This window comes from Haliscomenobacter sp., from assembly GCF_041740695.1.
GTDB lineage: Bacteria > Bacteroidota > Bacteroidia > Chitinophagales > Saprospiraceae > Haliscomenobacter.
On record NZ_JBGSLK010000053.1, the window covers coordinates 21,692 to 34,178 of the forward strand.

Sequence of the window (12,487 nt, forward strand, 5' to 3'; positions counted from 1 at the left end):
CGGCATGGAAAACTGGGTACTGGTATTCAAAAAATCTGATCTTCCTCACTTGGCCGCAGTGCGCTGCTGGCCGGGGCTATACGCCGCCGAAACCGAAACCGAGGTGTGGTTGCGTTGCCCCCTGCTGCATGCTGACTTGGATCAGCCATTGAGGGCTTTACCTGCCATGCACACTTATCGGCAAGATGCTCAGGGTTTGTTGTTTCCTTTGAGTGGAAGTACTCCGGTCTCCAAACTGCCCGCGCTGGACTGGTTACCAATGCAACAGTTCATCCCCATCGAATTGCCTGGTTCTGCCCTGCCCGCTCAATTGACTCAACAATACGCTTTGCGGTTGTTGCCCTCCATGGAATACCATTCTGGGGCAGCGTTGAAGCTCAAGTTGGACGATTGGCAAACATACGCGGATACTGCGCCGGAAATTCGTTTGTCCGCTTTGCGTTTTGCCTTGTCGGCTGCGGGAGATGTGCTGGTGATGGGCGAGCCACTGCCCCCTTTGCCGGGAGAGGAATATTGGTTGCGGGAATCCATCTTGTTGCCGGCTGCTTATGATTTGGAATGGCCTTTGTTGGCGCAGTTGTTTAACCAGCAGGAGAACAGTAAGGGAATGCATTTTTTATTATTTGAAAAGGACGGGAATTGGCAAAAAATTGAAAAACAGTGTTTTGTTCCGGCGACTCGGGCGGGGATAAGGCAGCGTAATATTAAATCATGATTCCAATTGAAGAAGCTATTGCTTATTTTCATTCTGATGGGTCAAGTTTTTGGAGTTGGGTAGAAGATGGGCAGGTGATCGAATGGAAAAATGGCGATACCATCTGTTACCAAAAAGATTTGATCGAATTATTAAAAGGGATTCAATCCGTTGGTCTGCCCCCATTGGATGCAATATTGTTGGCGATTTCCGCTTGCCATTATGGTCAACTCAAAAATGAGCATAAGGAGATTTTATTGCGGTTCCACGTTAAAGTTAGTAAACGGCGGAGTGCATCTAACAACTTGAACGCAATTTTTTCACTGCCTTTACAATTGCGCAGTGGAGCTTTCCGCGTTCATTTATTTAGAGAGATTTTTCGTGATTCCCCCCATTTAATTGCCCCTTACAAAGCCAAGGAATTAATCCAGTTATTAGATAGTGGGAATCTAAAAAGCCATTTGATTCAAAAAAAAGCTCAGAATCCGCCCGAAGATCGTTTGGAAATTGCTTTCGAATCATTTGCCAATATATATGACGCTAACGAACTTGAACTAATCCTCCGCACCGGCCTGGAACAAATCCCAGAACCAGCCTCACTCCCCACTCCCGAGCCCATCCCCAGCAACGACGATCTACTCACCCAACTCTCCCAAGACCCCCAAACGGCTGGCCTCGCCCGCCTGACCAAACGCCTGATCGCCGCCCTCAACATTCCACCCCATACCCAGGGTGCCAGTGATCAGCCCCTCGGTGGTGTATCCGACATCAGCAATCGCGGGGACTTCGACCGCCTGCTGCTGAGTGAACTGGCCAACGACGACGATACGCTCAGTGCCCGCCTCGTGAACAACGAAGCCTTGTACCTGCGCCGCGAAACGCCCCCCGATCCACAAGTGCAGGAACGGGTGATTCTAGTGGATACCAGTTTGCGCCTGTGGGGAACGCCACGGGTGTTTGCAGTATCGGCAGCGCTGGGCTGTGCGCTGAACAATCATCAAAAGGCGGGAATTTCGGCATTTGCGTTGGGTAAAGAAATATTTGGACCTAATGCTTTGGCCACGAAGGAAGAAGTTATCCTTTTTTTGGAGCAGCAAAGCCCGGTTTTGCACAGCGGGGAGGCTTTACGCGCCTTTTTCCGCCAACAACCCCAATCGGCCCAACGGGCAGTTTTTTTCATCACCAGCGAGGAGGTGATGGCGGATAAAAACTTCAGCCTGATTTTCGCGGAGCAACAGCAGCATCTAGATTATTTGCTGGTCTTGAGTCGGACGGGGACTTTGTTGTTTTATAAGCTAGTAAATGGGCAGAGGAGTTTGATGAATACAAGTGTGTTTGACTTGGAGGCCTTGTTGTTTGAGCCAAAAAAATCAGCGATGCTCGCGGCATTGCTTGGCTCCCTCGATCTCCAACCCGAACACGCTATCAAACATTATGGACTGTTTCTCCCTTCCTATCCGGGCAAATTAAAGCGGGAGGATGTCGCTTATGATGGCACAGCATTGGTCGCTGTACTGCCTTCCAAAAGGGTCTGGCTCTGGCATAGTGCCCAAAAGGGGGCCATTGAAGTATTGGATACAATTGAAGAAGGAGGGTACTCTTTTTATCTGGTGGATCATGAACTGAAATGCATCATTGTCTATACCAAAGGGCATAAATTCATGGCTTATTTGTTTGAAAACAATGAGTTATCCGCGGTGGTTGACTTGTACGCCAAGCTGATCCGATACCATCCTCAACAAAACGTGGTCAACCTGCAGGAGATAGATGGGCAAGTGGTTGCTTGTGCTTATGAAGGTGGGGATCTTTTCATCGGTTTGAATCTACCAGCTAGCCCCAATTATTATTACAGCTACAAGAACATTACTCATCGGATAGATTTAAAGACCCATATCATTTCTCTTCTGCCAGAAAAACGTTTCATCCCCAAAGAACACTCGCCACTAAATTTGCGCCCGATCAAAAAAATGGTGCATGCTGGGTACTCCGTCTTGAGAAACATCAAAACAATTGGCTTTACCCTTGATGGGGGCATTCAATTGGACCAGCATCGGATCATCTTGCAGGATGGTAAATTGTGGTTAATCAAAACTCCAATTGAGGATATGACCATGCTAAGGTTTGAGCCCGAAAACCGTCTGGACATTCAATTTTATACCCGATCAACTAAATGGCCGAATGGCAGCCAAATCATACTGGACAGTCGAGGATTTTTAAAGTTTTTCCGCCCCAAAAGTCCAGCAAAGGATTTTACCATTGCCCTCATCATTGGTCAGGAACTCGGGGCTTGTGCAAACATTGGCTACTATGCCGGAAATCCCTATTTTTTCAATGCCCGGGTTGATCAGGTCACTACACCAACTGATTTTTACAACCGTTTTATTGTTCCATTCATCAACGCATTGGATAAACCATGAAACTAAACCTCCAGCTCCACTCCAGCCCCCGTGGGCCCATCCGAGCCGCTTTTCTGCGTGGTAGCGACCCGCAGTACTGGCTCAGTACGATCCAATCCTGGGGCATTCCCCCCAACGATTTGGAAGCATATGCCGTTTCCCAGTCCAAAAGTGACTTACAGGTAGCTGGATTGTTGTTGATCAACCGCAAAGGCCATTTTCCCGCTCAGTTGGACTTGCAGGAGGCGTATCGCTGCGTTGGCGACGCTTTACTCATCCCTCAATACGCCAGCATCCAGCCCCAGATAGCGGAGGAAGAGTGGAAAAACCTACTGTTTTACGACTGGCATTTTTTCCACCCGGGGTTAGGCATGGTCGGTTTTAACCACAGTGATCGGGTTAATTTGGCCGACCTATTGACCTATCCTGCCCCCCTTGAACAAGACTGGTCTTTGGCCAAACCCAGCCCTCCTAGGACCCCAGCCCTGCGACAAATCAGCGTGCTGCAACCCAAAGTAGAAGACATTTTTGCCCAGGTACAAGGTGTGGGCGACAAAGCCTTAAAAGATTTAGGCAAAAACAAACCTTCAGCCGACGATGACAAGGACATCCGCAGCACCTTGTTAAACTCCCTGGAGAAATTACTGAGCCAACGCCCCAATTTGCGAGAGGGTGAAAGCCAGGGCTGGCTGGGCAAAATGTTGGATCGTTTGGAAATGCGCATCAGCAAAATGCTGGCTGACCTGCAAAAACAACGCGAGAGCGAGATTGATCGTTTGCTCAAGTTGTATCAGGACGATCCTGAAGAAGCCTTGCGGTATTCAATTCCTTTGGACAGCCCTTACGAAGGTCGGGGAATTGCACCGCCTTCAGGGCTTCTAGGTCGCAACAATGCGCCTGATTTTAACCTGGGCGGGCTCAATACTGGTGGGCCGCGCGACAATTGGGAACTGGATGCCCAACGTCAGGTCGCTTTGCGCCAGCACTATCTCCGGCTGGCCAATCAAAAAATCGCCGAAGGCGATTACCGCAAGGCCGCCTACATCCACGCCCACTTGCTCGGCGATTTCCATACCGCCGCCAATGTGCTGGAACAGGGCAAACATTTTTACGAAGCGGCCATTTTGTATCGGGATCACCTCAAGGACAAGCAGCGAGCAGCGCGTTGTTTTGAAAAAGGTGGCCTGTACACTGAAGCCATCGGCCTTTACCTGGAGTTGGACCAAAAGGAAAAGGCGGGGGATTTGTATGTCCACATTGATCAATGGGTCGAGGCGGAAAAATTGTATCAAAATTGCGCAGCAGAGGCACTAAAAACCTCTAACCATTTGGAAGCTGCTCGAATTTATGACCACAAACTTAAGGATCAAAACGAGGCAAAAGCCAGTCTGCTCAAGGGTTGGCACAACAAGCTCAATCCCTCCGTTTGCCTAAGCCGGTATTTCGAATTTTTTCAGCAGGCCAGCAATGCTGAGTTTGATGCGGAGGTGCAACGCATTTACCAAACGCAGTGTAAGCCCTCGCAACGCAATACCTTTATGGAAGTGCTCAAGGAGATTGGGAAAAACAAGCAGCGCCGCGCTGAGTTGCCGCATACCCGGGAGATTGTGTACCAAATTGTCAGTGATGAGTTGAAACACGATAACCTTGGCCACATTGGGATGTTGGAGACTTTTGTGCCTAGGGATCGCTTGTTGGGTGGGGATGTGAGTCGCTATAGTGCGGAGGTGAAAGAAAAAAAGCAGCAGGAGAAAATAGCCCAAACAACAGCTTCCACTAAACAAATTAATCTAATCAACGAAATCACCTTAGATAAGGAGGTATTTTGGGAGGAAGCCAGAATGTTAAATCACCATTTGTTGGTTTTCGGATCAAATAAAGGAAGTGTTTTCTACATTTCAGACTTAGAATTTCACCATGAAATAATCCTGATTGAACGCAGTTTCACACAGGGACTTACCCGATTGATCTCCTGTCCTAATCAATCTCATTATCTTGGTATAACCCATGTAAACATATCATTCGACTTTAGCACCGCCACCAATTTGGACACCAACATTACCTCAATTAAAACCCTTGACCTCAAATTTTCAAGCCTTCCTTTGGGGATTGCTCCAATTGACAGAAATGGCTATGCATTATTAGAAAACAATAATGAAGGGTTATTGCATCTGGTATATCTCGACCCGAACAAACGGATTCAAAGAACTTTATTGTGTACACTTCCTTCCGGAGAACCATTCATGGTAAGTAATTTAAATCGAGAGCGCCTTCCCTATGTAATGTTTGCGAGGCAAGGGTTTTTCTATTTTATCCTCCCTCATAATCAGTACGTTTATCGAATATCACCTGTAGGCATGGTTTTGACCGAACCATTACCCGCCCCAGCCAGAAAAATTGCGGTTTCTGACGAAAATACTGCCATGCGCTTGATTGTAAGTGTAGGTGGGGATGGAAGTATCTGGGATTGGGAGACATCCAATTTTGGTTGTCAATACTATAGATTGGATAAAAACGGATTCCATGCTTGTGGTGATCTTTTTGAAGTAGGTGTAGTGATTGATTATCTGCTCTTTACCAATCAAGGATTAGTTGTCGTAGAAGATACCCAGGTTCGCATATATGATACCAGCGGCGATGCAACACCCCGCAAAATTAGCACATTTGAATTGGAAGAATCAGTCACCGACATCTTCAAAGGGCCGACCCTCGACCAAGTCGGCTTCCTCACCAAAAGTGGGAAAGTCCTCTTCTACGAAATTGGCGGCATCAACCCCTAATTCGGAAATTGATGTTTAAAATGTTTTGAAAAATCCTCTACCGACTCAATAAAATCCTCTCCAAGCTGTTCAGCAGGTTTGGTGGGGGTAGGTGTAATTCGCGCCATTTCAGTGCTTTTCCCGGTGGTGATGACCAACAAACCTTTGTTGACGCGCTTGCAGTAAAAAACATTGAACAACTTGGCTTCAACCCACCCAGCACCATGGATAATGCCGAATCGTTCGTGGTTGAGCAGTAGCATATTGGTGATTTGAATCGGAATTTTGTTAAAGATTTGAGCCGATGTATGGCTCACAAGTTCTTTAATAAGGGGGGATTTGAATTTTTTACTTTGCTGCGTAAAGGCGGGTTGCTCCGCAAAATTGGTGAGGAAATAGTCGAAGATTTCTGAAAAATCGTCGCTGTCTTTTAAGCTGTTTTCCAGGTGTTTGGATTTTTCTGCTGTCATTGCATTTATTTGTTGTAAAAATAAATTTTTTCAACAAATAAGTCAAGTTGTTGGCAAAAAAATTATCCGCCAATTTCTTCAAAACTACCCACCCCCGCATGTCGCATACTCGGAATAGTACCTGGCCGCAACAACTGCAAGCACTGCATACCCGCCGCCTGGGCTGCATCCAATTCTACTTCGATGTCGGAAAGGAAAAGGATTTCTGATGTAGCCAAACCCAATTGAGTTGCTATATTTTGATAGGATTTCACTTCTCTCTTATGCCCTACTGCTGTATCAAAATTCTCGCTAAAAAAACCATTCAAATCCCCGTACTCGCTGTGGCCAAACAGCAATTTTTGTGCCCCCACCGAACCCGAGGAATAAATCCCCATCGGTATACCCTGCTGTTTCCAACGCTCCAAGGCTGGCACCACATCTGGGTATACGTGCCCTTTGAATCCGCCACTGTCGTAGCCTACTTTCCAAATCAAACCTTGCAATAGTTTGAGGGCCGGGTGTTTGCGATCGGTAGTGATCCAAGAGAGCAGGCCATTGATCAGGTCTTCAGTGCTTTCTGCGGGTAGTTCTTCTTCGAGCAGGGTCTGCCGGGTTTGTTCCAAAGCCTGGGCTACAGCCGGATCATGCAGATTCGCCCGCACAAAGTCTGGCAAGTTTTCAAATGAATAAGGAAAAAGAATCTTGTGCACGAAGTTGATGTCGGTAGTCGTGCCTTCGATGTCAGTGAGGATGAATTGCATGGGTTGGTGGGATGAAGATTTTTTTTGACCCACCTTAGAAACCTTAGCCACCTAAGAACCACCTCAGTGTGTTTCCTGCTAAGGTGATTCTTAGGTGGCTAAGGTTTCTAAGGTGGGTCAAAACCAGCAGCGAAGCTGCCCTAATTCAAATTGTACTGCTGATCAACCCCGGACTCCGTGTAATGCGGAACCCAGCCCGATTGATCAATAAACACCCGAATGGCTTTGACGAATTTTTTGGGGCCCATGTCAAACCAATGCTTGGTGTTGGCAGGTACTGAAATGAGGTCACCCGCCTGGCAGGTTACGCAGAAGATGTCTTCGTCACCACCCAGGTTGAACCAAAACATACCTTCTCCGTCCACAAAAAAGCGTACTTCATCCTCGGTGTGGATGTGCTCACTCAGGAACTTGGTGCGCAACATCTCCAACTGTGGGTGATCGGGCGTTACATTGATCACATCGGCAGTTTTGTAGCCATTGGAGTCCATGTAAGGCTTCAATTTGTGGGCATACGCGCCGATGATGGTGTCTTGGTCAGCGTCGTTGGCAAATTCAACCGAGGCTTCCCATTGCTCGTAAATGACCCCACGTGCGTTCAAAAAGCTTTTGATCTCGGCAGGATCGTTGACGACGGTTTGTTTGTCTGGAATGGTAAGGATGGCCATGGATGGAAATTTAGCGTTGAGAAGTTGAGGAGGTTGAGGGAGGTTGAGAAGGTTGAGGTTCCACGAGCGGCTTGGACAATGACGCTGCGGTAGCCTAAACCTTCTCAACCTCCCTCAACCTTCTCAACCCTTCAACTTCATTTTCAGATATTCACACTCTAACAAAAACTCCACCACTTCCACATGCCTTTTGGCATCGGCGATGGTGTTACCCCAGGTATACATGCCATGTCCAGCGATCAGGAAAGCGCGAAGTTCGGAATCGTTCCATCTTACAAACTCTGCTAATTCGATAGACAATTCAGCAATGTCCTGGGTATTGGCAAAGATGGGAATTTTTACGGAAATTTCATGGGTTTTGATGCCACTAAAACCTTTCAAAATTTCATAGTTTTCAAGCACAATTCCCCCCTGTGTTTCGAGTAACTGCGATACGACCGTATTGAGCACGGTATGGGTATGCAATACGCAACGGGCTTCGGGGAAAAGTTGGTACACTGCGCAGTGCAAGAGGGTTTCGGCCGAAGGTTTGCGGGCATCATCAACCGGGTTGCCAGAAGGATCTACCTGCAAAAAGTGCTTTTCGGCAAAGTCGCCCTTGTCCAGGCCACTTTGTGACACAAAAAAATTGCTCTGCCCCGCCTCCCGGAAGGAGTAATTGGAAGAAGTGGCTGGTGCCCAGCCTTTTTGGTGCAAGAAGTGAATAACTTTGACCAATTCAGCGCGTTGGCTCATCGCTTTTTTGAGTGCAAGTGTACGAAATTTAAAACAAAAGCCCAGCCTATAGGTTAGACTGGGCTTGGTAGCCTCGAGTGGAATCGAACCACTATCTTAGGTTCCGGAAACCTACATACTATCCGTTGTACTACGAAGCCGTATGAAAATTTCTCTTTCGAGAGCGCAAATATACAAAAGCTATTTTCACAAAGAATAATTTTTTCTAAAAAAAGGAAACTACTTTTAGCGGAAAGAAGTTCCAATGGAATGAGAAAGATTGCCATTTCAGACATTCACGGGTGTAACGCCACGTTTGAGGCCCTGCTCCAACAAATCAATTTTTCTACAGAAGATCAACTGTTTTTGCTGGGCGACTACCTCGATCGGGGGCCTTCCTCCAAGCAGGTGCTAGATACCATCTTCAGACTCAAGGCAGAAGGTTACCAAGTAAATTGCCTGCGAGGAAATCACGAAGAAATGCTCCTGTGGGCACTCAGTGGCCACAGTTACAATTTGGAGTCTTTTTTACGGAATGGCGGCGATACAACCCTGGCCAGCTTTGGTGTACAACACCCTCGGGATATCCCCCAGCATTACCTGGATTTTTTGGAAAGTCTTCCGCTCTGGATAGAAGCAGGTGAATACATCTTTGTACACGCAGGCTTACATTTTGTGCCGGGCAGCAGCCCTTTTGAGCATCAGGATAAAATGCTGTGGATCCGCAATTGGTACCCAGATCTAGACCTGGAATGGTTGGGGCAGCGTTACATCGTACATGGCCATACGCCAACCCGCCGGATTGCCATTCAAGATTTATTCTTTCGTTTTGAAGCGCTACGGGTTGTGAATATTGATGCGGGTTGTGTATTTCAACATGCGGGTTATGGGCATTTGTGTGCGGTCGATCTGAGCAATCGACTCCTCTATTTTGAGCCGCGCCACCCTTGGGATGAGATTGGGGAACCCTATATCAAATGAATGTATATTCGACAATCACGCTTTCATCCCTGAGGTGAATCTTTAGTGTCTTAGGTTTCTTAGGTGGTGAAAAATACTTGTTCTTTCTTTTTCACCACCTAAGAAACCTAAGACACTAAAGATTCACCTTAGAAAGTGAGCCCTATCGCAGCGCCTTAAAGGCATTGATCAACCCATTTGTAGAAGCATCGTGGGAATTTACTGACGAAGCATTTTGCAACTCCGGCAAAATCTTATTGGCCAGTTGTTTACCCAATTCCACGCCCCATTGATCAAAGCTGTAAATGTTCCAAATGACACCTTGGGTGAAAATTTTGTGCTCGTATAGCGCGATCAAAATACCGAGGGTACGTGGATCGATTTTTTTCACCAAAATAGAATTGGTTGGTTTGTTGCCCTGGAACACTTTGAAGGGCAGCAACTCCGCGATTTCCGCCGCTGACTTGCCCTGTTTGACCAGTTCCGCTTCCACTTCTGCTGCGGTTTTACCCATCAGCAAAGCTTCGGTTTGGGCAAAAAAGTTGGACATCAACTTCACATGGTGGTCTCCAATCGGATTGTGGCTTTGTGCTGGCGCGATAAAGTCACAAGGAATCATTTTGGTACCCTGGTGAATCAATTGATAAAAAGCGTGTTGGCCGTTGGTACCCGGTTCACCCCAAATGATGGGACCGGTTTGGTAATCCACGGCTTTGCCGTCGCGGCCTACGTACTTGCCATTACTCTCCATGTTGCCCTGTTGGAAATAAGCGGCAAAACGGTGCAGGTATTGGTCATAGGGCAGGATAGCTTCGGTTGCAGCACCGTAAAAGTTGTTGTACCAAATGCCAATCAGCGCCAGAATGACCGGGATATTTTGCTCCAGTGGCATTTGGTAAAAATGCTCGTCCATGGCGTGTAAACCTTCCAGTAATTCCACAAAATTCTCGAAACCAATCACACAAGCAATGGGCAAACCAATCGCTGAACTCAAGGAATAACGGCCCCCTACCCAATCCCAAAACTCAAACATATTGGCTGTATCGATGCCAAAAGCAGCCACAGCTTTTTCGTTGGTAGACAGCGCTACGAAGTGTTTGGCGACCTGCGATTGATCTTTGGCCTTGTGCAAAAACCAGATTTTCGCCGTTTCGGCGTTGGTCATGGTTTCTTGCGTGGTGAAGGTTTTGGAAGCAATACAAAAGAGCGTGGTTTCCGGGTCCAGCGGTTTGAGGGTTTCCGCGATGTGGGTGCCATCCACGTTGGAGACAAAATGCACCTTCATCCCAGGTTGCCAGTAAGGTTTCAGCGCCTCGGTTACCATCACTGGTCCCAAATCCGAACCACCAATGCCAATGTTGACAATATCGGTGATGGATTTACCCGTGTAGCCTTTCCATTCACCCGACAGAATCCGCTTGCTGAAAGCCTCCATCTTGGCCAAAACGGCATTAACATCGGGCATTACATCCGCGCCATCCACCAAAATCGGGCGATTGGAACGATTGCGCAAGGCAATGTGTAATACGGACCGGCCTTCGGTGGCGTTGATTTTTTCCCCGCTGTACATTGCTTCGATGGCGGCTTTGAGGCCACATTCTTCGGCGAGTTGCAAGAGGGTTTTGAGGGTATCGGCAGTGATGATGTTTTTGGAATAATCGACCAAAACGTTTTCAAAACTTTGGGAGAACTGAGCGAAACGTTGTGGGTCAGCGGCAAACAGGTCTTTCATTTGGACTTCCTGCATTTTGGAAAAATGCTCGGTCAGCTGTTGCCAGGCTTTTGTTTGGGTTGGATTTTGCTTGTGCATGTCTGGATTGATTACTTGTGGTAAAGGTAGGAGATTTGTGAGAAATAGAAAATGGAAGCGCGATTTTCCAAAAGATTGAACCATTTGGCTGCCAGGAGTATTCAATGTGAAAGCATCAAAACATAAATCGTCTTGCGCAGCCAACAATTATCATCCATCCGACCAAATCTTGAACTGGACAGCAGCCAGTCTACCCTAGCCGAACAATTCCAAAATCAAACCCTGCGCCCGATCCTTAAATTCCAGAATGAACTGCTGGTAGCGGCTTTCCGGGCTTATATCGACAAACGACATGGTGTCTTTTTTCAATTATCTGCCAAAGATCGCTTGGGCTGGATTCAGCACAGTGTGCAAAAAGACCAAAGCCTGCGCCAAATGTTGACGGGAATGGTCTTGGGTCATTTTACCCTAGAAGAATGGGCTACATTTCAAATTAACGAAGCGGAGCACTCCCGGCGACTGATCCAAATGTTGATCCAACGTTTACAATCTGCGGTTGAAAGTTTTAAAAATCAGGATTAATCGTTGAGCACAATCAGCAAAAGCCTACCTTTGTCCCTTTGCATTTGTAGTTCAAGGTTAAAATACGATGTACAAACAACTGATTCAGGAACTTGGCTCTGCCCGCCTAGTGGCGGTTTCCAAAACGCAGCCCCATGAGGCCGTCATGGGCCTTTATGAACAAGGGCAACGCCTGTTTGGAGAAAATAAGGTGCAGGAGGTTGTGCCCAAATACGAAGCCTTACCCAAAGACATCCAGTGGCACCTCATCGGGCATTTGCAAAGCAATAAGGTCAAGTTCATTGCTCCTTTTGTAGCGATGATCCACTCGGTGGACAGCCTGAAACTATTGGAAGAAATCAACCGGCAAGCAGTCAAAAACCATCGCGTAATCGACTGTTTGTTGCAGTTTAAAATCAACGATGAAGAGACCAAGTTTGGGTTAGACATCCAGGAAGCTTTTGCCCTGTTGGAATCCCTCTCCTACCCCAACTTGCTAAACATCCGGCTTTGTGGCGTGATGGGTATGGCGTCTTTTGTGGAGGACGAAGAGCAAATTCGCCGGGAATTCAAGAACCTGAAAAATATTTTTGATCAACTCAAAGACCGTTATTTCCCCAATGACTCAGCCTTTAAGGAAATCTCCATGGGCATGTCCGATGATTATCCGATTGCGGTAGAAGAAGGCAGCACTTTGGTGCGCATTGGAACCTTACTCTTTGGCGCCCGGAATTATGGGAATGTGGTATAATTGAGTTAATTTTATGGCCTA

The 12,487-nt window shown here is 47.1% G+C and carries 11 protein-coding genes and 1 tRNA gene; 6 read left to right on the forward strand and 6 right to left on the reverse strand.

The annotated features are described in order from the left end of the window. Positions 1-4: 4 nt before the first annotated feature. Genes ACEW9O_RS11500 through ACEW9O_RS11510 form a run of 3 tightly spaced genes read left to right on the forward strand, consistent with a single transcriptional unit; the run spans position 5 to position 5,870 of the window. Complete coding sequence (locus tag ACEW9O_RS11500; RefSeq protein WP_373550305.1) at positions 5-715, forward strand: hypothetical protein; 711 nt, start codon at positions 5-7, stop codon at positions 713-715. Beyond that, a complete protein-coding gene (locus ACEW9O_RS11505; protein WP_373550306.1) occupies positions 712-3,111 on the forward strand; it encodes a hypothetical protein in 2,400 nt (799 codons plus the stop codon). The genes ACEW9O_RS11500 and ACEW9O_RS11505 overlap by 4 nt, the downstream gene beginning before the upstream one ends. Beyond that, positions 3,108-5,870 carry a hypothetical protein gene (locus ACEW9O_RS11510; protein ID WP_373550307.1) on the forward strand — a complete coding sequence of 921 codons (2,763 nt, stop codon included), beginning with the start codon at positions 3,108-3,110 and terminating at the stop codon, positions 5,868-5,870. Before ACEW9O_RS11505 ends, ACEW9O_RS11510 begins: the two co-directional genes overlap by 4 nt. Here ACEW9O_RS11510 and ACEW9O_RS11515 read toward each other — a convergent pair. The 5 genes from ACEW9O_RS11515 to ACEW9O_RS11535 all read right to left on the reverse strand — a co-directional run bounded on the left by ACEW9O_RS11515 (position 5,867) and on the right by ACEW9O_RS11535 (position 8,605). Next, positions 5,867-6,319, reverse strand: a complete 453-nt coding sequence (locus ACEW9O_RS11515; RefSeq protein WP_373550308.1) for a hypothetical protein — start codon at positions 6,317-6,319, stop codon at positions 5,867-5,869. The genes ACEW9O_RS11510 and ACEW9O_RS11515 overlap by 4 nt on opposite strands. A gap of 62 nt (positions 6,320-6,381) precedes the next feature. Further along, positions 6,382-7,062, reverse strand: coding sequence for an acireductone synthase (mtnC, locus tag ACEW9O_RS11520; RefSeq protein ID WP_373550309.1), 681 nt, complete (start codon positions 7,060-7,062; stop codon positions 6,382-6,384). A gap of 140 nt (positions 7,063-7,202) precedes the next feature. Further along, on the reverse strand, positions 7,203-7,730 hold the full coding sequence (locus ACEW9O_RS11525) for an acireductone dioxygenase (RefSeq protein ID WP_373550310.1): 528 nt from the start codon (positions 7,728-7,730) through the stop codon (positions 7,203-7,205). 123 nt (positions 7,731-7,853) lie between these two features. Continuing rightward, positions 7,854-8,465: a methylthioribulose 1-phosphate dehydratase gene (locus tag ACEW9O_RS11530; RefSeq protein ID WP_373550311.1), complete on the reverse strand. Its 612-nt coding sequence runs from the start codon at positions 8,463-8,465 to the stop codon at positions 7,854-7,856. 65 nt (positions 8,466-8,530) lie between these two features. Beyond that, positions 8,531-8,605: transfer RNA gene (locus ACEW9O_RS11535), tRNA-Arg, on the reverse strand. Between the two features lie 109 nt (positions 8,606-8,714). Between ACEW9O_RS11535 and ACEW9O_RS11540 the strand changes: the two genes are divergently transcribed. After that, positions 8,715-9,425 (forward strand): metallophosphoesterase family protein, encoded by a 711-nt coding sequence (locus ACEW9O_RS11540; RefSeq protein ID WP_373550312.1) that lies wholly within the window; start codon positions 8,715-8,717, stop codon positions 9,423-9,425. Between the two features lie 142 nt (positions 9,426-9,567). Here ACEW9O_RS11540 and pgi read toward each other — a convergent pair whose 3' ends face one another. Next, positions 9,568-11,214: a glucose-6-phosphate isomerase gene (pgi, locus tag ACEW9O_RS11545; protein WP_373550313.1), complete on the reverse strand. Its 1,647-nt coding sequence runs from the start codon at positions 11,212-11,214 to the stop codon at positions 9,568-9,570. 132 nt (positions 11,215-11,346) lie between these two features. Between pgi and ACEW9O_RS11550 the strand changes: the two genes are divergently transcribed. Both ACEW9O_RS11550 and ACEW9O_RS11555 read left to right on the forward strand, forming a co-directional pair. Then, positions 11,347-11,736: a glyoxalase gene (locus tag ACEW9O_RS11550; RefSeq protein ID WP_373550314.1), complete on the forward strand. Its 390-nt coding sequence runs from the start codon at positions 11,347-11,349 to the stop codon at positions 11,734-11,736. Positions 11,737-11,803: 67 nt separating this feature from the next. Next, positions 11,804-12,466, forward strand: coding sequence for a YggS family pyridoxal phosphate-dependent enzyme (locus tag ACEW9O_RS11555; RefSeq protein WP_373550315.1), 663 nt, complete (start codon positions 11,804-11,806; stop codon positions 12,464-12,466). The last annotated feature ends 21 nt before the right edge of the window (positions 12,467-12,487 follow it).

Coding starts and splice junctions, on each gene's coding strand:
- ACEW9O_RS11500 (WP_373550305.1), top strand. CDS start 5: ATGGAAAACTGGGTACTGGTATTCAAAAAATCTGATCTTCCTCACTTG.
- ACEW9O_RS11505 (WP_373550306.1), top strand. CDS start 712: ATGATTCCAATTGAAGAAGCTATTGCTTATTTTCATTCTGATGGGTCA.
- ACEW9O_RS11510 (WP_373550307.1), top strand. CDS start 3,108: ATGAAACTAAACCTCCAGCTCCACTCCAGCCCCCGTGGGCCCATCCGA.
- ACEW9O_RS11515 (WP_373550308.1), bottom strand. CDS start 6,319: ATGACAGCAGAAAAATCCAAACACCTGGAAAACAGCTTAAAAGACAGC.
- mtnC (WP_373550309.1), bottom strand. CDS start 7,062: ATGCAATTCATCCTCACTGACATCGAAGGCACGACTACCGACATCAAC.
- ACEW9O_RS11525 (WP_373550310.1), bottom strand. CDS start 7,730: ATGGCCATCCTTACCATTCCAGACAAACAAACCGTCGTCAACGATCCT.
- ACEW9O_RS11530 (WP_373550311.1), bottom strand. CDS start 8,465: ATGAGCCAACGCGCTGAATTGGTCAAAGTTATTCACTTCTTGCACCAA.
- ACEW9O_RS11540 (WP_373550312.1), top strand. CDS start 8,715: ATGAGAAAGATTGCCATTTCAGACATTCACGGGTGTAACGCCACGTTT.
- pgi (WP_373550313.1), bottom strand. CDS start 11,214: ATGCACAAGCAAAATCCAACCCAAACAAAAGCCTGGCAACAGCTGACC.
- ACEW9O_RS11555 (WP_373550315.1), top strand. CDS start 11,804: ATGTACAAACAACTGATTCAGGAACTTGGCTCTGCCCGCCTAGTGGCG.